Below are 22,073 nucleotides of genomic sequence, written 5' to 3' on the forward strand. Positions count from 1 at the left end.
TCTATTTGAAAGGTTGGTGAAAGGTTCGCGACATTACGTCTGGAAATTATTGTCCAGTTGACACGATGTCGCAGTTCAGGTTGCGAGCATCTGCCAGAACGCCGCGCCGACACCCGCCAGGCTTTCGCCAGCGATGAGGCCGGCTGCGGCGGCCAGGGCGAAGCGCTCGGCCAGGCCCGCTGCCCGCCAACGCACCAGAGCGGTGAGCAGGGCGCCCAGAGTCATCATCAGCGATACCGAGGCCGGCAGAATGAAGGCCAGGCCCAGGGCTGCCGAACTGGGCAGCCAGTGTGCGTGGCGGGCGGGTAGCAGGGCTTCGGCCAGGCCCAGCAGCAGACCGGCCAGGGCGCCGAGGAGGATGCCCAGGCGCATCGCCGCGTCCAGTGCGCCCAGGCCCTGGGTCAGGGTTTCCGCCACCGCCTTCCATTGGGCCACCGCCGGTGCCGGCCAGGCGGCGCTGAGCAGCAGCGCCTGGGGATCGGGGATCAGCAGGCGGTAGGTGAGCACCCCGGTGACCGCGCCCAGGGCGATGCCCAGACACTGGGCCACCACCTGCTTGGCCGGGGTGGCGCCGATGGCCTTGCCAACCTTGAAGTCGTTCATCAGGTCGGTGCTCTGGCCGGCCGCGCCGCCGGCGGTGTTGGCGCCCATCAGATTGATGTTGACCTGCCCCGGCGCGGCCAGGCCGAAGGTCAGTTGCGAGAGCTGGCCGATGGCGCCGATCGGCGGAATGCCGGTGGCGCCCACCACCCGGGCGGCCATGGCGGCGAGAAACAGCGCCAGGGGCAGGGCAAGCAGCGCCAGCCAGGGATCGATGCCGAACAACCGGACCTGCAGTGCCACCACCAGCAGACTCGCGAGCAGCAGCAGCGCCAGGGGCCAGCCACGTGGCCGCCGCCAGCCCGAACGCTGCCGCTCACCGCGCGGCAGGGTGGCCAGACGTACCGCCAGGGAGGCCAGGGTGGCGCTGACCATCAGGCTCACCCCTGGCCAGAGCAGCCATTGCACCAGGAAGGCATATTGCGGACCGCTGGCCTCCGCCGGCAGCTCGGCCACGCCACTGGCCAGCAACCAGGGCGCCAGGCCCGCCCAGGCCAGCAGGGTACCGAGCAGCAACGAGAGGCCGACCCGCAGGCCGATGATGCCGCCGAAGCCGAGCAGCAGCAGGGAGGGATCGAAACTGAACGTCAGCCGCTCCAGGGCGGGCGAGGGCGCCGTCCGTGGCAGGGCCCAGGCGAAGGTATCCACCAGCTTGACCGTTGCCGACAGCACCAGGGCGCCCAGCAGCACCCGCAGCCGTACCAGGGCCTCGGCGCCGCTGGCATAGACCTGGCGCAGGGCTTCCAGGGTGGCCAGGCCCTCGGGGAATTTCAGGCTGGCATCGGCCAGCAACAGCGGGCGCAGGTACCAGGCCACCCAGATGCCGAGAAAGCTCACCGCGAACACCCAACCCATCAGCGGCAGCGTGGGCAATGCCTGCCCGGTCAGCAGACTGTAGGCCGGGATGGGTGCCACCAGGCCACCGGAGACGATGCTGGCCGCCGCCGAGGCCACGGTCTGGTTGATGTTGCTCTCGTGCAGCGTCCAGCCCGGTTGGCGCAGCCGTCGCCCGAGGCGGTGCCAAAGGCCGTAGCTCACCAGCAGGGCGATGATCGACATGTTGAACGACCAGCCGATCTTGAGGCCGGCATAGACGTTGGCCGGAGTCAGCAGGGTGCCCAGCAGCGCGCCGGTGAACAGCGCCCGCGGGCTGAGTTCGCGCTCCACGGGCAGCGGCAGGTCGGATGCGACGGCGTTGGCTGCGGGCAAGCGGGCCTCCTGGGTCGGGCGATCATGGCGTCGTCAGGGGACCCCTCCAGGCGCCGGTTGGTTCGGCGGCTCAGGAGTGCCGCTCGGTCCAGGTCTGGCGCAGTGCCTCGATCAGTTGCCGCAGCCCTGGCGGCGGTTGGCGTCGACTCGGGTAGTAGATGCACAGCGGCGCACCGGGGGAGGCCCAGTCCGGCAGCACCAGCTCCAGGCGGCCGTCACGCAGCTCCTCGGCCACCCGCCATTCCAGGCAATAGGCCAGGGCCAGGCCATCGAGGGCGGCCTGGATCGACGTCTCGGTCTCATTGAGGGTGAGTGGGCCGGGCACGTCGATCACCCGCGTCGCGGCACCGCTGCCCAGCTCCCAGCGATAGAGGGCGCCGTTGCCCAGCCGCAGGCGCACGCAGCGATGCCCGGCGAGATCCTCGGGTTGCTGCGGTCGGCCGTGACGGGCCAGGTAGGCGGGGGCGCCCACCACCACCCAGCGCAACTCGTCGGTCAGCGGCAGGGCGACCATGTCCTGGGGCACGGTATCGCCATAGCGGATGCCGGCGTCCAGGCCGTCGGCGACGATGTCCACCGGTCGATCCTCGACGCTGATGTCCAGCTGCAACTGCGGATAGGCCGCCAACAGCCGCGGCAGGGTCGGGGTCAGCAGCAGCCGCGCCGCATCGCGTGGCACGCTCAGGCGCAGCCGGCCGACCGGGGCGTCGCGGTGCTGGTCCAGCTCGCCCAGGGCCTCGCCGATGAGGGCGAAGCCTTTTTCGAGTTTCTCCGCCAAGGCCGCGCCGGCCAGGGTGGGCACCACCGAACGACTGGTGCGATTGAGCAGCTTGACCCCCAGGCGCGTCTCCAGCTGGCGCAGGGCATGGCTCAGCGCCGAGGTGGTAACGCCCAGCTCGATGGCGGCCTGGCGGAAGCTGCGGCGGCGGACCAGCGCGACGAAGACATTGAGGTCGGCCAATTCGCCGCGATTGAGGGTCGGCATGCACAAGCCTCGCGCGATAAGGGTCAAGAGTTCGTTGAGCCCTATTCAACGCCTTTTGAATTAGCCTCACAAGGTTGATCCCTTCCGACCGGCGTCCTCGCCTGGAGAATTGCATGACTGAAACCCTCCGTATCCCCGGTATCGATACCCCCGTTTCCCGCATCGCCCTCGGCACCTGGGCCATCGGCGGCTGGATGTGGGGCGGCACCGACGAAGCCCGTTCCATCGACACCATCCGCGGCGCCGTACAGGGTGGCATCAACCTCATAGACACCGCCCCGGTGTATGGCTTCGGCCGCTCCGAGGAAATCGTCGGCAAGGCCCTGGAAGGCGTCCGCGACCAGGCGGTGATCGCCACCAAGGTCGCCCTGGAATGGCCCAACGAAGAGGTACGCCGCAACGCCAGCGCGGCCCGTATTCGCCAGGAGGTGGAGGATTCCCTGCGCCGCCTGCGCACTGACCGCATTGACCTCTACCAGGTGCACTGGCCCGATCCCCAGGTACCTCACGAAGAAACCGCCCGTGAACTGGAGCGCCTGCGGCAGGAGGGCAAGATCCTCGCCATCGGGGTGAGCAACTACTCGCCCGAGCAATTGGAGGCCTTCCGCCAGTTCGCCAACCCGTCCACCGTGCAGCCGCCCTACAACCTGTTCGAGCGTGCCATCGAGGCCGACGTGCTGCCCTATGCCAAGCGCCACGGCCTGGTGGTACTGGCCTATGGCGCGCTGTGCCGCGGCCTGCTGTCCGGGCGCATGAATGCGGATACCCGCTTCGACGGCGACGACCTGCGCCAGGGTGACCCCAAGTTTCAGGCGCCGCGTTTCGCCCAGTACCTGGCAGCGGTGGAGGCCTTGACCGCCTTTGCCCGCGAGCGTCACGACAAGTCGGTGCTGGCCCTGGCGATCCGCTGGATCCTCGACCAGGGGCCGACCATCGCCCTCTGGGGTGCGCGCAAGCCCGAGCAATTGCAGGGGCTGGACGAGGCCTTCGGCTGGCGGCTGTCCAGCGACGACCTGGCGGCCATCGACGCCATTCTGACCGAACACGTCAAGGAGCCGGTGGGGCCGGAGTTCATGGCGCCACCCCTGCGTTGATCCCGCCAGGCGGGGCACCCTGGCCCCGCCTTGTTGCCTAACGTACTCAGCCACAAGAGGTGAGGATCATGGCCAAGCGCGACGATCTCGACCACCAGCCGGAAAACGCCGGCAAGGTCGGTGAGACCCACAAGGAACTCAACCAGGGCGGCGAAGCACCGCGTCCGGACAATCCCAAGCGACCCGAGCAGCCCAAGGAAAATCCCGATCCGGGTTACTGAGGCATAGGTAGTCACTAAAAAGGCGCAGCGGTCCGGACTGCTGCGCCTTTGGCGTTTCTGCGGGGGGCAGCTGCTGCCCCCCGCAGTCTTGCCCTTCTAGAAGCTGCGCGGGGCCGCTACGCCACTCTCGTCGCCTACCGCGCCAGGGGTGTTGCCGTTGGCTGCGGTTCGTCCGACATTCATGCCGGTGGTGGCCTGGGTTGCCCCCAGGGTTCTGCCGGTGCCCGTCTCGGCGAGCCGGCCATGGATTCGACTCCGGCATCGGGATCGTTGCCGAGCGTGTTGGGCGCGGTGCCGGCCTTGGCCTGGCCGCCACCCGCGTGACTGGCCTGGCGGGTGCCATCCGCCACGTCGCGGCCCGCCGCCTTGACCTGCTCGTAACCACTGTTGGCCAGCTCTTTCGCCTTGGTGGTCAGCTTGTCGCTGTGTTTACCCAGGGTACGGTCCTCGGTCTCCGTTCGCGGCAGCGCAGCACCCAGCAAGGCACCCAGAGCGATGCCCAGGGCACCTACCACCAGCGGCTGTTCGCGCAGCAGGGTGTCGAAGCTGCCCTTGAGCTGGTGCGCCTGGTCCGCCAAGTTGTCCTTGGCCTGGGCAGCGGTATCGCTCAGCCGCTCCCCGGTCTCGGAGGCCTTGGCCGACACGCTCTCACCCAGGCCGGTCACCTTGTCACGTACGTCATGACTGCCACGATTCAGGGAATCGCGGGTATGGCCTGCGCCATTGGCGACCGAGTCCAGCGCGCCAGATAGCTTGTCCTTGAGCGGGCTGCCCGCGGTGGCCGGAGCCGGCGTGCGATTCTGGCCCAGAGCCAACCAGAGCAGACCCACCGAGGTCAGCACCGCCGGTACCGGATTGGCCTTGAGGGTATTGCCCAGGTTGTGGGCGAATTCCCCACCGTGCCCCTTGGTGTAGGCCAGCGCCTGATCGAACAGCTGGCCCGGTGACAGCCGGCTTTCCAGGGCCCCTACCAGGTCTTCGATACGCTCGCGCTTCTGGTCGATCTCGCGTTCGAGCTCGTCGGGATTCTTGCGGGATTCCAGGTCGATCTGGTCGGTGATGCTCATTGTGCGGCCCTCCGTACGGCGTCCTTGTCCTTCTGCAGACTGTTGACGGTGCGATCAGGACTGAAATGGGCCGGTTCGAATTGCTTCTTGCCCGACTGCAGCATGATTAAACCGATCACCATGACCACGGCGCCCACCAGCAGGGCGGCGGCCCAGGGCGTGAGGTACTGCGAGAGAAAATAGACGACGCCCATGAGCAGCACGATGAAACCGGCCAGCAGCACGATGGCGCCTGCGGCGACCCCGGCGACGCCGGCCTTGGTGGTGCGCAGGGACTCGCCCAGTTCGGCCTTGGCCAGTGCCAGTTCCTTGGTGAACAGCGCTGGGACTTCATGGACCAGCTGCTTGACCAGGCCGACGACCGAGGTGTCGCCCTCGGTGGAGCGCGGGGTGGGATTCTTATTGATCATGGCCGGGTACCTCCGCTCAGGCTGGGGCGGTCCAGGTGGCTGGCCGCGCTGCCGGTGGTCAGGTTGCTGTCACTGCGGGCGGGATTGATCGCTGCACTGCCGATGGGGTCACCGCCACGGGTGGTGGTCGGCGTGTGGAGGTCGGGGCCCTTGGGGATGTTGCCGGTGTGGATGACGTCGGCGCCGGCCGCCGGCTCCACCAGCTCGTTTTCCGCCGCTACCGAGGGTGTGGTCAGGGTGGGCATCTCCTCCGCGCCGTGGCCACGGTCGGTGCTGTCGGTGCGCGGTTGGCTGGAGGCCTTGAGAAAGCGCGACAGGCCAAAGCCGATGGCGATGCTGCCGGTCAGGAACAGCGCCGGATTCTCCCGTGCCAGGGTGCCGGCCTGGTGCAGCAACTGCTCGGCGCTCTTGCCCCGCAGGTCTTCGGCCAGTCCGGTCAGGCTCTGGGCCATGTCGTTGACATAGTGCGCCAGGCCCAGGGTGTCCTTGTCTTCCAGTTCGTTGGCAGCCGCCTGGGCACTCTGGGCGATGGCGCCAAGCTGATCGGCCGCGGTGTCCCGGTAGTGTTCGAAATGCGCGGCCCCTCCTTGCTTGGCGTCTTGCACCGCGTCCTGGGCGACCTCTTTCAGGTCATGCAGATGAGCCTCTGCCGTGGAACCGTCCTTGGCCTGCGAAGGGTGTCCCTGAGCTGTCTCGAGGGGAGTCGTCATACTCGTGTACCTGTGTGCAGAACCTGGTAATGGCCGGCGGAGAGCTCGCGGCGACCGTTCACGTGCCTTGCCTCTAAGGTGACCGGGGCAAGCGAACGGCAGTTCGGCCAGAGCGTCGCTTTGACGGCGGAGCTGACAAACGGCTTTACCTACAGGGCTGCTGACGAGCGCAGCGGCGAACCAGTGCCGAGGCCTCTGGCGCAGGCAATGAAACGCAGTCGCAATGCCGGCAACCATTCGTCTTGCCCATGGTGGCGATATGGAAATTCGATGAACGTTTTTTCGCCCGATGCGGTCGATTCATGCAGACGTTGACGTTCGCCGAGTGCGGACCTACCTCTTCAACTCACGTCCGATGACAGGAGATTTCTCATGGCCGTTGCCAATGCCAAGCAAGAACTGAAGACCGTTTCCAGCGTCAAGCAGAAGGCCCACCAGGGCGAAGACGCCACCCTGCAGAATCAGAAGGCGGTAGGCGAAGCCCTTGCTGTGCTGCTGTCCGATGTCTTCGCGCTGTACATCAAGACCAAGAACTACCACTGGCACATGAAAGGCTCGCATTTCCGCGACTACCATCTGCTGCTGGAAGAGCAGGCTACCCAGCTGTACGGCATCACCGACCTGATCGCCGAGCGCGCTCGCAAGATCGGCGAGCCCACCGTACGCTCCCTGGAGCAGATGGTGCAGCTCAAGCGCCTGGCCAGCAGCGATGCCACCGACCTGTCGGCCGACCAGATGCTCACCGAGCTGCATGACGACAACCAGTCGCTGGCCGCCTACATGCGTACCACCCACACCCTGACCGACGACGCCAACGACGTCTCCACCACCAGCCTGCTGGAAGAGTGGATCGACCAGGCCGAAGAACGCGCCTGGTTCCTGGGTCAGACCGTCGGCAAATAAGCCGCCGGAGCTCCTGGAAAGCCCGTCTCCGGACGGGCTTTTTCATGGGCGCTTGCCAGGGCGCGTGGTCGCTGTTGGTACTGGCGCGGGGTGCAGCCGAATTCGCGGCGGAATACCGCGTGCAGGTACTGCGCCGAGGTGAAGCCGCAACGCCGAGCGATCTCCGTCAGGCTCGGTGCTTCTTCCTGTAGGGCGACGGCCGCGGCGGCCAGCTTGAAGCCGAGGATCTCGTCGTGAACGCTACGCCCGAGTTCGCGGCGAAAGGACGTCTCCAGGGCCGAGCGGGAGATGCCGACGTAACTGGCCACCTGGTCGGTCTTGATGCCCTGGCAGGCGTACTGGCGGATGAAGTGCAGGGCACGCATCACCTGCGGGTGGCGCACTGCCTGGTGGCGACTGGAGGCCTGGACGTTGATGCCCTCCGGCGGGATCAGCACCCGCGGCGCCCCCAGCTCGACGCCGTGCAGCCGCTGGTGCAGCAGGCGCGCCGCCTCGCGGCCGATGGCTTCGGTGCCCTGGATCACCGAGGTCAGGGGCACCCGGGTCAGGGTGCGCGCCAGGGGATCGTTGTCGATGCCCACCAGCGCCACCTGTTCCGGCACCGGGATGTTCGCCGTGAGGCAGGCCTGCAGCAACTGCCGCGCCCGGGCGTCGGTGACGGCGAGGATGCCTATCGGCTTGGGCAGCTCCTGCAGCCAGGCGATCAGCTGTTCCACGGCGGTATCCCACAGCGGCGCGCTGGTCTCCAGGCCGCGATAGATCTCCACCGGCAGGCCATCGCGGTGGAGCAGGGCGGCGAAGGCTGCCTCGCGCTCGCCGGCCCAGCGATTGGTGTCGGCGGCGGGCAGGCTGAAGCAGGCGAAGCGGGTCAGCCCGGATTCGATCAGGTGGTCGTAGGCCAGGCGTACCAGGGCGGCGTTGTCCGTGGCCACGTAAGGAATGCCGGGCGGATAGTCGCGCGCCTCGGCATAGGAACCGCCTACCGCCACCACCGGCAGCCTGCTGTCGGCCAGGGCGGCGCTCACGGCGGGGTCGTCGAAGTCGGCGATGATGCCGTCGCCCTGCCAGCGCTCGATGCCCTTGAGCCGGCAGAGAAAGTCTTCTTCGAGGAACAGATCCCAGCGCGCCCGGGTACCGCTCAGGTAGTTGCCGATGCCGGCGAGGATGCCGCGGTCGTAGATCTTGCTGCCGTTGAACAGCAGAGCGACGCGGTGGACGGGCGGCTGGCTGGGCATGGCGGGCTTCCGGCGGGAGACGCGGGGTGGGTCATCAGACTACGACCCGGGCGAGCGGCCCTCAAGCGGCAAAATCGCACTCGGCTCTGGTGATTTTCACAATAGGCAGCCCAGGTGGCAGCGCTACCATCGAGACAAGCCGGTACGCCGTGCCGGGTGCGACAGATAAGAACAAGGACAACGTCATGGCTTATTTCCCCAATGTCGAGAAGGTCCGCTACGCCGGTCCCGACAGCGATTCCCCGCTTGCCTTCCGCCACTACGAGGCCGACCGCCTGGTCATGGGCAAGCCCATGCGCGAGCACCTGCGCATGGCGGTCTGCTACTGGCACACCTTCGTCTGGCCGGGCAGCGATGTCTTTGGCCAGGGCACCTTCCAGCGCCCCTGGCACGCCGCTGGCGCCCCGCTGGAGCAGGCCCGCGCCAAGGCGGCCGCCGCCTTCGAATTCTTCAGCAAGCTGGGCGTGGACTACTACTGCTTCCACGACACCGATGTCGCCCCCGAGGGCGCCAGCTTCACCGAGTACCGCGAGAACTTCGCCCGCCTGATCGACGAGCTGGAGCGCCACCAGAGCGAGACCGGCCTCAAGCTGCTGTGGGGCACCGCCAACTGCTTCAGCCACCCGCGCTACGCCGCGGGCGCCGCCACCAATCCCAATCCCGAGATCTTCGCCTGCGCCGCCACCCAGGTCTGTACGGCGATGAACGCCACCCATCGCCTGGGCGGTGAGAACTACGTGCTCTGGGGCGGTCGCGAAGGCTACGAGACCCTGCTCAACACCGATCTCAAGCGCGAGCGCGAGCAACTCGGCCGCTTCATGCAGATGGTGGTGGAACACAAGCACCGCCTCGGCTTCCAGGGCGATCTGCTGATCGAGCCCAAGCCCCAGGAGCCCACCAAGCACCAGTACGACTACGACGTGGCCACCGTCTTCGGCTTCCTGCAGCAATTCGGGCTGGAGAAGGAGATCAAGGTCAACATCGAGGCCAACCACGCCACCCTGGCCGGCCACAGCTTCCAGCACGAGATCGCCAGCGCCGTGGCCCTGGGCGTGTTCGGCAGCATCGACGCCAACCGCGGCGATCCGCAGAACGGCTGGGACACCGACCAGTTCCCCAACAGCGTCGAGGAAATGACCCTGGCGATCTACGAGATCCTCAAGGGCGGTGGCTTCACCCGCGGCGGTTTCAACTTCGACGCCAAGGTGCGGCGCCAGAGCCTGGACGATGTCGACCTGTTCCACGGCCACGTGGCGGCCATGGACACCCTGGCGCTGTCCCTGGAGCGCGCCGCGGCGCTGTTGCAGGACGATCCGCTGGGCAAGTTCAAGGCCGAGCGCTACGCCGGCTGGGACCAATCCCTCGGCCAGCGCATCCTCGGGGGTGAACTGAACCTTGCGCAACTCGCCGAACACACCTTCACTCAGGGTCTGGCACCCCAGCCGGTGAGCGGCCGCCAGGAATTGCTGGAGGGTATCGTCAACCGTTACCTGTATCGCTGAAGAGCGCGAGCGGGTCGGCAGAAAAAGCCGCGCCGACCCGCTTGTGCAACCTAGCTGAATCGTTACACTCAGAGCCGTTCGACCGCTCCACAACAACAATAACCAAGGACGCCACCATGAACTTCAAGACCACCCTGCTCGCGGGGCTGCTCGCCCTCTGCACCACCGGTTTCGCCCAGGCCGACGCCCAGCACCCCAAGATCGGTTTCTCCATCGATGACCTGCGCCTGGAGCGCTGGGCCCGCGACCGCGACTACTTCGTCGCCGCCGCCGAGCAACTCGGCGCCAAGGTCTATGTGCAATCCGCCGACGCCAACGAGCAGCGCCAGCTGTCGCAGATCGAGAACCTGATCTCCCGCGGCGTGGATGCCATCGTCATCGTGCCCTTCAACGCCACGGTGCTGAACAACGTGGTGGCCGAGGCCAAGAAGGCCGGGGTCAAGGTGATCTCCTATGACCGCCTGATCCTCAATGCCGATATCGACGCCTACATCTCCTTCGATAACGAGAAGGTCGGCGAGATGCAGGCCGGTGGCGTGCTCAAGGCCCAGCCCAAGGGCAACTTCTTCCTGCTCGGCGGCGCGCCCACCGACAACAACGCCAAGATCCTCCGTCAGGGCCAGATGAAGGTCCTGCAGCCGGCCATCGACAAGGGCGACGTCAAGATCGTCGGCCAGCAGTGGGTCAAGGAGTGGAACCCGACCGAGGCCCTGGCCATCGTCGAGAACGCCCTGACCGCCAACGACAACAAGATCGACGGCATCGTCGCCTCCAACGACGCCACCGCCGGCGGCGCCATCCAGGCCCTGGCCGCGCAGAAGCTGGCCGGCAAGGTGGCCGTGTCCGGCCAGGACGCCGACCTCGCCGCCATCAAGCGGGTGATCGCCGGCACCCAGACCATGACTGTCTACAAGCCGCTCAAGCTGATCGCCTCCGAGGCGGCCAAGCTGTCGGTGCAACTGGTGCGCAACGAGAAGCCGGCTTTCAACTCCAGCTACGACAACGGCACCAAGAAGGTCGACACCCTGCTGCTCACGCCCACCGAGCTGACCAAGGCCAACGTCGACCTGCTGGTCAAGGACGGCTTCTACACCCAGGCCCAGATCGACGGCAAATAACCACTGGCCACCGGCTGGTCGCCTGACGCCTGGCGTCGGGCGGCCCCTGGGCGAGGAGCGGCCATGGCCGACTATCTGCTGGAAATGCACGGCATCGCCAAGAGCTTCGGCGGGGTGCGGGCGCTGGACGGCATCGATCTCAAGGTGCGTCCCGGCGAATGCGTAGGACTGTGCGGCGAGAACGGTGCCGGCAAGTCCACCCTGATGAAGGTGCTCTCGGCGGTCTATCCCCATGGCACCTGGGAAGGCGAGATCCGCTGGGACGGGCGCCCCCTGGAAGCCCATTCCATCGCCGAGTCCGAGGCGGCCGGCATCGTCATCATCCACCAGGAGCTGACCCTGGTGCCCGATCTGTCCGTGGCCGAGAACATCTTCATGGGCCACGAGCCGCGCCGCTTCGGCGGGCGGCTGGACTATCCCACCATGCTGCAGCGCTCTGCCGAACTGATGCGCCGGCTCAAGGTGCCGGACATGAACGTGGCCCTGCCGGTGTCCCAGTATGGCGGCGGTCTGCAGCAACTGGTGGAGATCGCCAAGGCGCTGAACAAGAACGCCCGGCTGCTGATCCTCGACGAACCGACCTCGGCGCTCACCACCTCCGAGATCGCCGTGCTGCTGGACATCATCCGCGACCTCAAGGCGCAGGGCGTCGCCTGCGTCTACATCTCGCACAAGCTCGACGAGGTGGCGGCCATCTGCGACACCATCACGGTGATCCGCGACGGCAAGCACATCGCCACCACGCCCATGGCCGAGATGGACATCGACCGCATCATCACCCAGATGGTCGGTCGCGCCATGACCAACCTCTACCCGCAGATCCCCCACGAGATCGGCGAGGTGATCTTCGAGGCGCGCCACTTCACCTGCCTGGACGTCGACAATCCCCAGCGCAAGAGGGTCGACGACGTCTCCTTCGCCGTGCGCGCCGGCGAGATCCTCGGCATCGCCGGGCTGGTGGGCGCCGGGCGCACCGAACTGGTCTCGGCCATCTTCGGTGCCTACGACGGCCGCTACGAAGGCGAGGTTTGGCTCAACGGCCAACGCATCGACACCCGCACCCCGCTGAAATCCATTCGCGCCGGCCTCTGCCTGGTGCCGGAGGATCGCAAGCGCCAGGGCATCATTCCCGACCTCGGCGTAGGTTCGAACATCACCCTCACGGTGCTGGACCGATTCGCCCACCTGAGTCGTATCGACAGCGAGGCGGAGCTGTCCTGCATCGACACCGAGATCGCCCGGCTGCAACTCAAGACCAGCAGCCCCTTCCTGCCCATCACCGGCCTCTCCGGCGGCAATCAGCAGAAGGCGGTGCTCTCCAAGATGCTGCTGGCGCGGCCCAAGGTGCTGATCCTCGACGAGCCCACCCGCGGCGTCGACGTCGGCGCCAAGTTCGAGATCTACCGGCTGATCGGCCTGCTCGCGGCGGAGGGCGTGGCCATCGTCATGGTCTCCTCGGAGCTGGCCGAGGTGCTCGGTGTCTCCGACCGGGTGCTGGTGCTCGGCGAAGGCCGGCTGCGCGGCGATTTCCCCAATGAGAACCTCACCCAGGAGCGGGTACTGGCCGCGGCCCTGGGCACCACCGAACGGGCGGTCGCCCAAGCCCGGGAGCACTTCTGATGCACGCCGTGAAACAGCTGTTCACCCGTTACAAGATGCTCGCCCTGCTGATCGCCGTGGCCCTGATCTGGCTGTTCTTCAGTTGGCAGACCGAGGGCGGCTTCGTCACCCCGCGCAACCTCTCCAATCTGCTGCGGCAGATGTCCATCACCGGCATCCTCGCCTGCGGCATGGTGCTGGTGATCATCGCCGGCGAGATCGACCTCTCGGTGGGCTCGCAACTCGGCCTGCTCGGCGGGGTGGCGGCGATACTCGACGTCACCTACCACGTGCCCCTGCCGATCACCCTGCTGGCGGTGGCCGCCGGTGGCCTGCTGATCGGTCTGATCAACGGCTACCTGAGTGCCTATCGCGGGATACCGTCCTTTATCGTCGGCCTCGGCGGCATGCTGGCCTTTCGCGGCGTGCTGCTCGGCCTTACCGGCGGCGTCACCGTCGCCCCGGTATCGCCGGAACTGGTCTACCTCGGCCAGGGCTACCTGCCGCCGGCCGTGGGCAGCGCCCTGGGCGTGCTGCTGTTCGCCGTGGCCGTGGTGCTCACCTGGCGCCAGCGCAGCAAGCGCAAGACCCTGGGCCTCACCCTCGCGCCGCTGTGGCGCGATGTGCTGCGGGTGGTGGTGATCGGCGTGGTGCTGGTGGCCTTCATCCAGACCCTCAACCGCTACGACGGCATCCCGGTGCCCGTGCTGATCCTGCTGGTGCTGCTCGGGGTGTTCAGCTACATCACCAGCCAGACGGTGTTCGGTCGGCGCATCTATGCGGTGGGCAGCAACCTGGAAGCCACGCGGCTGTCGGGCATCAACGTCCAGGCGATCAAGCTCGGCATCTTCGGCCTCATGGGCGTGATGTGCGCCCTGGCCGGCCTGGTCAACACAGCCCGCCTGGCCGCCGGTTCGCCCTCGGCCGGCACCATGGGCGAACTGGACGCCATCGCCGCCTGCTTCATCGGCGGCACCTCCATGCGCGGCGGCTCGGGTACCGTCTACGGCGCCCTGCTCGGCGCCTTGGTGATCGCCAGTCTGGACAACGGCATGTCCATGCTCGACGTGGACAGCTACTGGCAGATGATCGTCAAGGGCGGGATTCTGGTCCTGGCCGTCTGGGTCGACGTCAGTACCCGCACCAGCCGGCGCTGAGGGGACGGCATCCCAGCCACGGACCTATCCACTGCTCCTGACACCCCCTCTCCCTCGGGGAGAGGGCTGGGGTGAGGGGGCCCGGTCAATCGCGGCCATGGGCCGCTCCTACAGACTCAGAGGTAACCGTAGGAGCGGCCCATGGCCGCGATCAAAAGGTAGCCTTGGAAGCGGCCGCAGCGGCGGACCGCCATGGCGCGTCCCGTCGCGTGGAAACCTGCGACGTGTTGTCCATCTGTTCGCCGCGCCCATCCCGGATGAGGCTGCGCCGTCATCCAGGCTACGGCGGCTGGGTCGACGTCAGTACCCGCACCAGCCGGCGCTGAGGGGACGGCATCCCAGTCACGAACCTATCCACTGCTCCTGACACCCCCTCTCCCTCGGGGAGAGGGTTGGGGTGAGGGGGCCCGGTCAATCGCGACCACGGGCCGCTCCTACAAAAGTCTCGCCCCCTGTAGGAGCGGCCCATGGCCGCGATCAAAAGGCAGCCTTGGAAGCGGCCGCCTCTGCGGACCGCAATGGCCGCGATTAGCACGTCCCGCCGTGTGGAAAACCGCGCCGCTTTTCTACCTCCCTACCATCACCTCAGGTCTCGAACCTTTGCACCCGCGGTCCGCGCTGGCGTAGGTCGGCCAGGCTTTCGGGGCTGAGGGTGCCGACGGCGCGGTCGAGATCGCGCTGCAGGTCCTGGATCACGGTGGCCAGGGAGGTGGTGCATTCCAGATTGCAGAAGGGAATGGCCTTGGTCACCGTAGCCGCTCGGACGGTATCGTTGATGGTGAACAGCAAGGTGCGGTCGGCGCGGCGCGGAACGGCCAGGCAGGAGTGGGGGCTGAAGGCGTCAATCAGCGCATCAATAGCGTTTTGCATGGGCAGATCGTCCTTGTCGTGACCGTGGAAAGCGTCCGGGTCAGACCTCTCCCTTGGCGCAAAGGTTCATTCCAGAGGGATTTGTGCGCGGGGTTTCATCATATGAAAGCATGATTGGCTGCCGATGCTGGCGCGAATGACGGCGCACCCCGGCGATCCCAGCCCTGGTCGAGCGCCGGTGTCGGCCGGGTTTTCCACCCGGATCGTGGCGTCCCGACTGTGGATAAGCCGCGCCCGCAGCCATCCATCCCCCGCCTTTGACGTCCACGCCAGGCTGCGGCAGAGTGCGCGCCCTTTTGGCGGTACGGAGTCGGCGATGAATGCGGTGGTGGTGGCGGTAGGACTCATGCTGGTGCTGAGTCTCGCCCGGGTACACGTGGTGGTGGCGATGATCGCCGGCGCGGTGGCCGGTGGGCTGGTCGGCGGACTGGGATTGGAAGGCACCCTGCTGGCCTTCAACGCCGGCCTGGGCAATGGTGCCAAGGTGGCGCTGTCCTACGCGCTGTTGGGGGCTTTCGCCGTGGCCATCAGTCAGTCGGGCCTGGCCCATATGCTGGCCGATCGCGCCCTGGCGCTGATGGAGCGGCAGGCGGCCCAGGGCGGACGCTCGCTGCGCTGGGCGTTGCTCGGCCTGCTGCTGGCGGTGTCCATCGCCTCGCAGAACATCCTGCCCATCCACATCGCCTTCATCCCGCTGCTGGTGCCGCCGCTGCTCTATGTGCTGACGCGCCTGGAGCTGGATCGCCGGCGGCTGTCCTGCGTCATGACCTTCGGCCTGATCGCCCCCTACATGTTCCTGCCAGTGGGCTTCGGCAGCCTCTATCTGCACGACATCCTCCTGGCCAGCGTGTCCCGCGCCGGGGTGGACGTCAGCGGCGTCGATCCCAGTCGCGCCATGCTGCTGCCGGCGCTCGGCATGGTGGTCGGCCTGCTGCTGGCGGTGTTCGTCAGCTATCGCCGGCCGCGCCGCTACGACCTCAGCCTGGTGGCACGCACCGAGCGGGCCGACCGGCCCTACAACCGCCGGACCCTGGCGGTGGCGCTGATCGCCGTGGTCGCCGCCTTCGGCGTGCAGCTCTGGCTGGATTCCATGATCCTCGGCGCCCTGGTCGGCTTCGTGGTCTTCACCGCTACCGGGGTGGTGCGCTGGCGCGAAGCGGACGACCTGTTCAGCGAGGGCGCGAAGATGATGGCGGTGATCGGCTTCATCATGCTCACCGCCGGTGGCTTCGCCGAGGTGCTGACCGCCACCGGCCAGATCAAGGACCTGGCCGCCACCGCCGCCGGCCTGATCGGCGACAACCGCGCACTGGGCGCGTTGCTGCTCCTGCTGCTGGGCATGATGGTGACCCTGGGCATCGGCTCGTCCTTTTCCAGCGTGCCCATCCTCGCCGCCATCCTCGGCCCGCTGTGCCTGCACCTGGGCTTCTCGCCGCTGGCCATCGTCTGCCTGATCGGCACCGCCGGTGCCTTGGGCGACTCCGGTTCGCCGGCCTCGGATTCCACCTTGGGGCCTACCTCCGGCCTCAACGTGGACGGCCAGCACAGCCATATCTGGGACACCGTGGTGCCGTCCTTCCTGCACTTCAGCCTGCCGATGCTGTTGTTCGGTTGGGCGGCGGTGCTGCTGCTGTAACCAGCGGTTGCTGCCCGAGTGCAAAGCGGCGGCCAGGCGGGTCCAAGGCCTATCGCCCAGGAGTCGCCCATGCCCGTATCCATCCGTATCGAACCCCTCACCGCCGCCGACCTGCCCGCTGCCACCGAGGTGGTCCGCCTGGCCTTTGCCACCTGGATGGGCGCCGCCGAACCGGGGGAGTTCTGGAACGACCGCGACTATGTGCGCAGTCGCTTCGTCGCGCCCCACACCGCCTGGTTCAAGGCACTGGACGGGACGCGCCTGGTCGGCGCGGTGTGCGTCACCCGCTGGGGCCGCCACGGCATCCTCGGGCCGCTGGCGGTGCATCCCGATTACTGGGATGCCAAGGTCGCCAAGGCGCTGATGGGCGCCGCGGTCGAGCAGCTGGATGCCTGGCAGCTGGAGCACGCTGGGCTCTTCACCTTTCCCGACAGCCCACGCCACCTCGGGCTCTACCAGGGCTTCGACTTCTGGCCCCGGACCCTGACGGCAGTGATGGGGCGCGCACTGGGTGAGCCGGTCGCAACCACGGCGCTGCGCTTTTCCCAGGCCACCGATCCAGCGGGCCTGCTGGCGGCCTGTGCCGAGTTGGGCGCCGCCAATGCGCCGGGACTGGACGTCTCCGCCGAGGTGAGCGCGGTGCGCGACCAGGATCTGGGCGACAGCCTGTTCCTCCACGGCGACGACGGTCGCCTCGCTGGCTTCGCCGTCTGCCACTTCGGTCCGCGCAGCGAGGCGGGCGCGGGCGTCTGTTACGTCAAGTGCGCCGCCGTGCGTCCGGGCCCGGACGCCGAGACCCGCTTCGCCCGGCTCATCGCCGCCTGTGATGGCCTGGCCCGGGCGTGCGGCCAGCAGCGACTGCTGGCCGGGGTCAACACCGCCCGCCTGGGTGCCTACCAGTGGCTGCTGGCCCAGGGTTTTCGCAGCGAGATCCTCGGTATCACCCTGCACCGGGGCGAGGGGCACTACGACCGTCCCGACGTCTGGCTGCTGGATGACTGGCGCTGATCGCAGCAGCTCGTCGCGACTGTGAAAAAAGGCTCTAGGGCGGGCTAAAGAGCGAAGCGGCGCCGCCGATATGGAGAGCCGGACCGCGCGCAGCGCTGCCGCGGCTAATCCCTCCTGAGGAGCCCATCATGGCCCTGCTCAAGCACTACTCGATCATGCGTGCATTGGACACCCTGGCTGCCGCGACCGAGACCGCCACCCCCCTTGTCGAGGTCGGTAGCTTCCAGGGCGATCGCACGCTGGCGCGCCTGGCCACCGGTCTCCAGGCACTGCTGTTGCAGCAGCGCGAATTGCAGCAGCAGATCCAGAACCTGAGTCAGGACAATGCCGCCCTGACGTCGCGTATGGCCGAGAGCGAGTCCCTGGCCAAGCGGCTCGGGACGCGTTTCGAGCTGGTCAGCCAGGGCTCCAGTGAAGGCCTCTGGGACATGGAAGTGGTGGCCGGCGATCCGGTCAATCCGCGCAACGCCTTCTGGTGGTCGGATCAATTCCGCGCCATGCTCGGCTTCCGCGACGAAAGCGACTTCCCCAGTGAACTCGGCAGCTGGGCCAAGCGCCTGCATCCCGAGGACAGCGCCTGGGTGCTGGATGCCTTCGCCGCCCATATGAAGGATCGCACCGGCCAGACGCCCTTCGACGTGCAATACCGGATCGCCCTGAAGTCCGGTGAGTATCGTTGGGTGCGGGCTACCGGTGCGACGCTGCGCGATGAGCGCGGCGTACCGGTACGGGTCGCCGGCTCGCTGCGCGACATCCATGACCAGCGCCTGCGCGACCAGGAGCTGGACGTCACCCTGACCCGTTTCGAACTGGCGCGGGAGATGCTCAACGATGGCCTGTGGGACATGGAAGTGATCGCCGGCGATCCGCTCAATCCCAAGAACCCCTTCTGGTGGTCGCCGCAATTCCGCCGCCTGCTCGGCTACGAGACCATCCAGGAATTTCCCGACGTGCTGGACAGCTGGGCCTCACGGCTCTATCCGGAAGATCGCGAGCGCGTGCTGGAGGCCTTCGGTTCGCACATCAACGATCGCAGCGGCCGCACCGGCTTCGACATCACCTATCGCCTGGTGCTGAAGAACAACGAGGTCCGCTGGTTCCGCGCCCGCGGCCAGACCCGCCGCACCGCCGACGGCACCCCGCTACGGGTCGTGGGCGCCCTGGCCGATGTCCATGCCCTGCATGAGCAGGAGTCCCTGCGCGAGGCTCAGGAAAGCCAGCACCGCGCCATGGAGGAGAACCTGCACAAGGTTACCGAGATCGTCAGTTCCATCCAGGGCATCGCCGCCCAGACCAACCTGCTGGCCCTCAACGCCGCCATCGAGGCCGCCCGGGCCGGCGAGGCGGGACGGGGCTTCGCCGTGGTGGCGGACGAGGTGCGCAAGCTGGCGACCCATACCTCCGAGGCCACCCAGCGCGCGGCCAACATGATCCGCAAATAGCGACGCGCCAGCCTCAGGCGTTGTCGGCAGTCGCTTTCTTGCGCGAGCGGCTGCGCGGCTTGGGTGCCGGCGGGGCGACACTGCTCTGGATACCGCCGACCTGGGTCAGGTTGTCGTCGGACTGGTCTTCCAGCTCGCGATTGGCGCGAAACCAGTGTTCGAAATCCTGGCCGTGCGGCCGCCCCTCGCGTTCCCAGATTTCATAGGCGCGTTGGCGGATGCGTTCTTCGAGACTCGTGGCGGTGACCTCTGGCAGAAGGGCAGGGGAGCGCGGCCGCGAGTGCCGGCGCTCATCCTGACTAGGCCCATGGCAGCGCCGAAAAGTTTCGAGCCCGTCGCTGGGGGCTGGACCGGTCTTGCCGCTTGTTCCGCTCTGGCCTGCCGCTATAGCGGCGCTGACCATTCGTCACCCTCTACCTGGCGACCTCACCGTGCCAGGCCCGCCTATAGGCACCGGGTGCCACGCCATAGGCCTGTTTGAACTGACGAGTGAGATGGCTCTGGTCGGCGAAGCCCAGCTGCAGGGCCACCTCCAGCGGCGCCCAGCCGGCGCGCAACAGGCCCTGGGCGCGGGTCAGGCGTTGCTGCTTGAGCCAGGCATGGGGCGGCAGGCCGGTCGCACGGCGGAACACCCGCAGGAAATGAAAGGGCGACAGCCCTACCGCCTGGGCCAGCGCTTCGAGACTGGGTGGTTGCTGCAACTGCTGACCGAGCAATTCCCGGGCGCGCTGCACGGCCAGGGGTTCGCGACCTGGCTCCGGGATGGCACCCAGGCGGGCGTGACGGCCGAACAGCAGCAGTAGTGCTTCACGCCAGGCGGTCTGTTGTTCCAAGGCTTCGGCGCCCTGGTCGGCCAGCCGATGCAGCTGGCCAAAGGCGGCGCTCACCTGGGGATCCTGCAGCACGCTGGTGGCGAAGGCCGGGGTACCCAGCAATGGTCGCCCCAACTCGGCGAAGACCGGTGCCAGTTGCGCCAGCGTCGGATAGAAACCGCGGTACTGCCAGCCTTCTTCCACCGCCGTAGCGCCGGTATGCAACTCGTCCGGGTTGATCAGTACCATGCTGCCCGCCGCGGCCAGGTGCTCGGCGCCACGATGACGAAAACGCTGGGCGCCGCGCTCGATCACGGTGAACACAAAGCCCTCGTGCACGTGGGGCGCGAAGCGCTGCCGCCGGTACTGGGCGTGCAGCAACTCGACGCCACCCAGCCCGCGGGCGGACCAGAGGCGGGCGTTTTCTTGTAGTCCGTTCATGGCTCTCTCGTGGCCCCGGCGGATTCTGCTGTCGGGCTAGAGGAGCCAGCGTAGCAGGTAGAACACCCCCATGCTGAGGATCACCGTGGTCAGCACCCGCCGGGTCCAGAGCATCAGCCCGACCGCCGCCAGGCCGGCCAGCAGATAGGGACTGAGCAAGGTTGCAGCCAGCGAAGCCTCGCCCGAGATCAAGATGGGCCCGCAGATGGCGGTGAGCATCCCCGGCACGGCAAATTCCAGGAAGGTGCGCAGGTGGCGGCCCAGGCGCAGCGGCAGCCGTGGTTCGAGGAACAGATAGCGGTTGAAGAAGACCAGAGCGGCCATGCCGAGCAGGGTGGCGAGGATCATGCGTAGGACTCCCGCAGCCGCCGTATGACGAAGCCCACGCTCATCCCCGCCAGCCCCCCCAGCACCAGGGCACCCTGCCACTGCAGCTGATGCAGCCAGACCGAGACCAGCAGCGCCGTGACCACGCAGGCGACGGTGGCTAGGTCGCGCACCAGGGGCACCACCAGGGCGATGAAGGTGGCGGCGATGGAGAAGTCCAGACCCAGGGCGCCCAGGTTCGGCAGTACCCGCCCCAGCAGCAGGCCGGCCAGGGTGAAGAGATTCCACAGCAGATAGAAACTCAGGCCCATGCCCAGGGCGCGCCAGCGGTCGAAGCCCGCCGGTTGTTCGGCGTGGGTCAGGGCGAAGAATTCGTCGGTGAGCAGAAAGCCGAAGCCCAGCCGCCAGGGCAGCGGCTGCGGTGCCAGCACGCGTCTCATGTGCAGGCCATAGAGCAGGTGCTGGGAGGTGAGCAGCAGAGTGGTCAGCAGGATGGCGGCGAGGCCCGCACCGGCCTTGAGCATGCCCAGGGCCACCAGTTGCGCCGCGCCGGCGAACACCAGCAGGGAAAAGGCCTGGCCTTCCAGCACGCTGAGTCCGGTCTCGATGGCCAGGGCACCGACCAGGATGCCCCAGGGTGCGCAGGCCAGCGACAACGGCATGATCTGCCAGGCGCCCTGGGCGAAGGCGCGGCGACGGGAAGGGGGCATCGGCAGGGCTCCGGGTGACGGGGGAGGCCCAGGATGCCGAGTCGCGTCGCGGTCGTCTTGAACGTTCTTGCGCTGGCGCTTCAGCCTTCCAGCAGGGCGAAGAGTTCCAGGTACTGCTTGGTCAGCTTGTGGCTCGGGTCCAGATGGATCAGCGGGCGATGCTGCTGGTGGGATTCGCGCATCTTCACCGAGGCCATCAGCGGCGCCGCCAGCACTGGCAGGTCGCGGGCCTGGAGTTCCTCGATCAGCTGGCGTGGGGTGCTGGCTTGGGCGTGGTACTGGTTGATGACGATGCCCTCGACCGCGAGGTTTTCGTTGTAATCCTCGCGGATCTCTTCCAGCTCCTCGATCAGGTCGTACAGCGCCTGCTGGGCGAAGACATCGCAGTCGAAGGGGATCAGGCAGCGGTCGGCGGCGATCAGCGCCGAGATGCTGTAGAAATTCAGCGCCGGCGGGGTGTCCAGGTAGATGCGGTCATAGTCCTCGCCGAGCTTGTCGAGGTACTTGGCCAGCTTCTGGATCTTGTACTTGGACTCGAGCTTGAACTGCAGCTCGGTCAGCTCGCCGGAGGCGGCGATCAGGTCCAGGTTCGGCCAGGCGGTGGCATGGATGTTGGCCTGGGCCTTCTTGCCGCCGCTCAGGGTCTGCTTGAAGAAGTCGGCGATGCCGTGCGGCAGGTCGTCACCCACCTGGCCGGTGAGGTACTGGCTGGAGTTGGCCTGGGGATCGAGGTCCACCAGCAGGGTGCGATAGCCCTCGTGGGCGCTGATTGCCGCCAGGTTGCAGGCGATGCTGGACTTGCCGACGCCGCCCTTCTTGTTGAAGACCACCCGGCGCAGGGCCTGACCGGAAGGGGAGCTGTGTGCGTTCATGGAGTCGTCCCGACAGAAATGGAAAGCCAGAGGCGCGAGGCCCGAGCGACCGCTTTGCTTATACCGAAACACCGCGGCCGGATGATGACGAATTTATGGCCTTTGCATGACAGCTGTATGACGAGCCTAGCGCAGCGGTGGAACC

22 protein-coding genes are annotated in these 22,073 nt (G+C 67.3%); 10 read left to right on the forward strand and 12 right to left on the reverse strand.

Annotated features, from left to right (window positions below):
• Positions 1–75: 75 nt before the first annotated feature.
• Together QZ471_RS08095 and QZ471_RS08100 are read right to left on the reverse strand one after the other, a co-directional pair.
• Entirely contained in the window at positions 76–1,809 is a 1,734-nt protein-coding gene (locus QZ471_RS08095; RefSeq protein WP_295462509.1) for an OPT family oligopeptide transporter, read from the reverse strand.
• A gap of 70 nt (positions 1,810–1,879) precedes the next feature.
• The gene (locus tag QZ471_RS08100; protein ID WP_295462511.1) at positions 1,880–2,794 is read right to left on the reverse strand and encodes a LysR family transcriptional regulator; all 915 of its coding nucleotides are present in this window, start codon (positions 2,792–2,794) and stop codon (positions 1,880–1,882) included.
• A gap of 113 nt (positions 2,795–2,907) precedes the next feature.
• Here QZ471_RS08100 and QZ471_RS08105 point away from each other — a divergent pair, with 113 nt between their 5' ends.
• Positions 2,908–3,888, forward strand: coding sequence for an aldo/keto reductase (locus tag QZ471_RS08105; RefSeq protein ID WP_295462513.1), 981 nt, complete (start codon positions 2,908–2,910; stop codon positions 3,886–3,888).
• Positions 3,889–3,956: 68 nt separating this feature from the next.
• On the forward strand, positions 3,957–4,109 hold the full coding sequence (locus tag QZ471_RS08110) for a hypothetical protein (RefSeq protein WP_295462565.1): 153 nt from the start codon (positions 3,957–3,959) through the stop codon (positions 4,107–4,109).
• A 179-nt stretch (positions 4,110–4,288) separates the two neighbouring features.
• On the opposite strand, the gene QZ471_RS08115 is transcribed toward QZ471_RS08110, so the two are convergent.
• From QZ471_RS08115 to QZ471_RS08125, 3 genes are read right to left on the reverse strand one after another with little or no spacing between them, the layout of a single operon-like run.
• Entirely contained in the window at positions 4,289–5,176 is an 888-nt protein-coding gene (locus QZ471_RS08115) for a DUF3618 domain-containing protein (RefSeq protein WP_295462515.1), read from the reverse strand.
• The gene (locus QZ471_RS08120; RefSeq protein WP_295462517.1) at positions 5,173–5,586 is read right to left on the reverse strand and encodes a phage holin family protein; all 414 of its coding nucleotides are present in this window, start codon (positions 5,584–5,586) and stop codon (positions 5,173–5,175) included. The genes QZ471_RS08115 and QZ471_RS08120 overlap by 4 nt, the downstream gene beginning before the upstream one ends.
• Positions 5,583–6,296 (reverse strand): hypothetical protein, encoded by a 714-nt coding sequence (locus QZ471_RS08125; protein WP_295462519.1) that lies wholly within the window; start codon positions 6,294–6,296, stop codon positions 5,583–5,585. The genes QZ471_RS08120 and QZ471_RS08125 overlap by 4 nt, the downstream gene beginning before the upstream one ends.
• A gap of 372 nt (positions 6,297–6,668) precedes the next feature.
• Between QZ471_RS08125 and QZ471_RS08130 the strand changes: the two genes are divergently transcribed.
• On the forward strand, positions 6,669–7,199 hold the full coding sequence (locus tag QZ471_RS08130) for a DNA starvation/stationary phase protection protein (protein WP_295462521.1): 531 nt from the start codon (positions 6,669–6,671) through the stop codon (positions 7,197–7,199).
• On the opposite strand, the gene QZ471_RS08135 is transcribed toward QZ471_RS08130, so the two are convergent.
• On the reverse strand, positions 7,181–8,434 hold the full coding sequence (locus tag QZ471_RS08135) for a DNA-binding transcriptional regulator (protein ID WP_295462523.1): 1,254 nt from the start codon (positions 8,432–8,434) through the stop codon (positions 7,181–7,183). The two genes, QZ471_RS08130 and QZ471_RS08135, sit on opposite strands and share 19 nt — an antisense overlap.
• Positions 8,435–8,619: 185 nt before the next feature.
• Here QZ471_RS08135 and xylA point away from each other — a divergent pair, with 185 nt between their 5' ends.
• The 4 genes from xylA to QZ471_RS08155 all read left to right on the forward strand — a co-directional run bounded on the left by xylA (position 8,620) and on the right by QZ471_RS08155 (position 13,810).
• Entirely contained in the window at positions 8,620–9,936 is a 1,317-nt protein-coding gene (gene xylA / locus QZ471_RS08140) for a xylose isomerase (protein ID WP_295462525.1), read from the forward strand.
• Between the two features lie 116 nt (positions 9,937–10,052).
• Positions 10,053–11,054 carry a D-xylose ABC transporter substrate-binding protein gene (gene xylF, locus QZ471_RS08145; protein WP_059229005.1) on the forward strand — a complete coding sequence of 334 codons (1,002 nt, stop codon included), beginning with the start codon at positions 10,053–10,055 and terminating at the stop codon, positions 11,052–11,054.
• 63 nt (positions 11,055–11,117) lie between these two features.
• Positions 11,118–12,674, forward strand: coding sequence for a D-xylose ABC transporter ATP-binding protein (gene xylG / locus QZ471_RS08150; RefSeq protein WP_295462528.1), 1,557 nt, complete (start codon positions 11,118–11,120; stop codon positions 12,672–12,674).
• Positions 12,674–13,810 carry a sugar ABC transporter permease gene (locus QZ471_RS08155; RefSeq protein WP_295462530.1) on the forward strand — a complete coding sequence of 379 codons (1,137 nt, stop codon included), beginning with the start codon at positions 12,674–12,676 and terminating at the stop codon, positions 13,808–13,810. The genes xylG and QZ471_RS08155 overlap by 1 nt, the downstream gene beginning before the upstream one ends.
• Positions 13,811–14,395: 585 nt before the next feature.
• Here the strand turns inward: QZ471_RS08155 and QZ471_RS08160 are convergent.
• Positions 14,396–14,680 carry a hypothetical protein gene (locus QZ471_RS08160; protein WP_295462532.1) on the reverse strand — a complete coding sequence of 95 codons (285 nt, stop codon included), beginning with the start codon at positions 14,678–14,680 and terminating at the stop codon, positions 14,396–14,398.
• Positions 14,681–14,996: 316 nt separating this feature from the next.
• On the opposite strand from QZ471_RS08160, the gene QZ471_RS08165 reads away from it, so the two are divergent.
• The 3 genes from QZ471_RS08165 (at position 14,997) to QZ471_RS08175 (ending at position 18,766) form a co-directional block, all read left to right on the forward strand.
• Positions 14,997–16,316, forward strand: a complete 1,320-nt coding sequence (locus QZ471_RS08165; protein ID WP_295462534.1) for a Na+/H+ antiporter NhaC family protein — start codon at positions 14,997–14,999, stop codon at positions 16,314–16,316.
• A gap of 69 nt (positions 16,317–16,385) precedes the next feature.
• Entirely contained in the window at positions 16,386–17,324 is a 939-nt protein-coding gene (locus QZ471_RS08170) for a GNAT family N-acetyltransferase (RefSeq protein ID WP_295462536.1), read from the forward strand.
• 128 nt (positions 17,325–17,452) lie between these two features.
• The gene (locus QZ471_RS08175; RefSeq protein ID WP_295462538.1) at positions 17,453–18,766 is read left to right on the forward strand and encodes a PAS domain-containing protein; all 1,314 of its coding nucleotides are present in this window, start codon (positions 17,453–17,455) and stop codon (positions 18,764–18,766) included.
• Positions 18,767–18,779: 13 nt separating this feature from the next.
• Here QZ471_RS08175 and QZ471_RS08180 read toward each other — a convergent pair whose 3' ends face one another.
• The 5 genes from QZ471_RS08180 to QZ471_RS08200 all read right to left on the reverse strand — a co-directional run bounded on the left by QZ471_RS08180 (position 18,780) and on the right by QZ471_RS08200 (position 21,895).
• A complete protein-coding gene (locus tag QZ471_RS08180) occupies positions 18,780–19,169 on the reverse strand; it encodes a DUF2934 domain-containing protein (protein ID WP_295462540.1) in 390 nt (129 codons plus the stop codon).
• Positions 19,170–19,179: 10 nt separating this feature from the next.
• Positions 19,180–20,019, reverse strand: a complete 840-nt coding sequence (locus QZ471_RS08185) for an AraC family transcriptional regulator (RefSeq protein ID WP_295462542.1) — start codon at positions 20,017–20,019, stop codon at positions 19,180–19,182.
• Between the two features lie 36 nt (positions 20,020–20,055).
• Positions 20,056–20,367, reverse strand: a complete 312-nt coding sequence (locus QZ471_RS08190) for an AzlD domain-containing protein (protein WP_295462543.1) — start codon at positions 20,365–20,367, stop codon at positions 20,056–20,058.
• Entirely contained in the window at positions 20,364–21,056 is a 693-nt protein-coding gene (locus tag QZ471_RS08195) for an AzlC family ABC transporter permease (protein WP_295462545.1), read from the reverse strand. The genes QZ471_RS08190 and QZ471_RS08195 overlap by 4 nt, the downstream gene beginning before the upstream one ends.
• Before the next feature lie 80 nt (positions 21,057–21,136).
• Positions 21,137–21,895 carry a ParA family protein gene (locus QZ471_RS08200; protein WP_295462563.1) on the reverse strand — a complete coding sequence of 253 codons (759 nt, stop codon included), beginning with the start codon at positions 21,893–21,895 and terminating at the stop codon, positions 21,137–21,139.
• Between the last annotated feature and the right edge of the window lie 178 nt (positions 21,896–22,073).

Source organism: uncultured Pseudomonas sp. (genome assembly GCF_913774235.1).
Taxonomy (GTDB): domain Bacteria; phylum Pseudomonadota; class Gammaproteobacteria; order Pseudomonadales; family Pseudomonadaceae; genus Chryseomonas.

Excerpts from the sequence above, each read along its gene's own strand:
- QZ471_RS08185 (WP_295462542.1), bottom strand. The coding sequence starts at position 20,019 with ATGAACGGACTACAAGAAAACGCCCGCCTCTGGTCCGCCCGCGGGCTG.
- QZ471_RS08115 (WP_295462515.1), bottom strand. The coding sequence starts at position 5,176 with ATGAGCATCACCGACCAGATCGACCTGGAATCCCGCAAGAATCCCGAC.
- QZ471_RS08125 (WP_295462519.1), bottom strand. The coding sequence starts at position 6,296 with ATGACGACTCCCCTCGAGACAGCTCAGGGACACCCTTCGCAGGCCAAG.
- QZ471_RS08155 (WP_295462530.1), top strand. The coding sequence starts at position 12,674 with ATGCACGCCGTGAAACAGCTGTTCACCCGTTACAAGATGCTCGCCCTG.
- QZ471_RS08165 (WP_295462534.1), top strand. The coding sequence starts at position 14,997 with ATGAATGCGGTGGTGGTGGCGGTAGGACTCATGCTGGTGCTGAGTCTC.
- QZ471_RS08110 (WP_295462565.1), top strand. The coding sequence starts at position 3,957 with ATGGCCAAGCGCGACGATCTCGACCACCAGCCGGAAAACGCCGGCAAG.
- xylG (WP_295462528.1), top strand. The coding sequence starts at position 11,118 with ATGGCCGACTATCTGCTGGAAATGCACGGCATCGCCAAGAGCTTCGGC.
- QZ471_RS08170 (WP_295462536.1), top strand. The coding sequence starts at position 16,386 with ATGCCCGTATCCATCCGTATCGAACCCCTCACCGCCGCCGACCTGCCC.
- QZ471_RS08190 (WP_295462543.1), bottom strand. The coding sequence starts at position 20,367 with ATGATCCTCGCCACCCTGCTCGGCATGGCCGCTCTGGTCTTCTTCAAC.
- QZ471_RS08120 (WP_295462517.1), bottom strand. The coding sequence starts at position 5,586 with ATGATCAATAAGAATCCCACCCCGCGCTCCACCGAGGGCGACACCTCG.
- xylA (WP_295462525.1), top strand. The coding sequence starts at position 8,620 with ATGGCTTATTTCCCCAATGTCGAGAAGGTCCGCTACGCCGGTCCCGAC.
- QZ471_RS08180 (WP_295462540.1), bottom strand. The coding sequence starts at position 19,169 with ATGGTCAGCGCCGCTATAGCGGCAGGCCAGAGCGGAACAAGCGGCAAG.
- QZ471_RS08160 (WP_295462532.1), bottom strand. The coding sequence starts at position 14,680 with ATGCAAAACGCTATTGATGCGCTGATTGACGCCTTCAGCCCCCACTCC.
- QZ471_RS08175 (WP_295462538.1), top strand. The coding sequence starts at position 17,453 with ATGGCCCTGCTCAAGCACTACTCGATCATGCGTGCATTGGACACCCTG.
- QZ471_RS08105 (WP_295462513.1), top strand. The coding sequence starts at position 2,908 with ATGACTGAAACCCTCCGTATCCCCGGTATCGATACCCCCGTTTCCCGC.
- QZ471_RS08100 (WP_295462511.1), bottom strand. The coding sequence starts at position 2,794 with ATGCCGACCCTCAATCGCGGCGAATTGGCCGACCTCAATGTCTTCGTC.
- QZ471_RS08195 (WP_295462545.1), bottom strand. The coding sequence starts at position 21,056 with ATGCCCCCTTCCCGTCGCCGCGCCTTCGCCCAGGGCGCCTGGCAGATC.
- QZ471_RS08135 (WP_295462523.1), bottom strand. The coding sequence starts at position 8,434 with ATGCCCAGCCAGCCGCCCGTCCACCGCGTCGCTCTGCTGTTCAACGGC.
- QZ471_RS08130 (WP_295462521.1), top strand. The coding sequence starts at position 6,669 with ATGGCCGTTGCCAATGCCAAGCAAGAACTGAAGACCGTTTCCAGCGTC.
- xylF (WP_059229005.1), top strand. The coding sequence starts at position 10,053 with ATGAACTTCAAGACCACCCTGCTCGCGGGGCTGCTCGCCCTCTGCACC.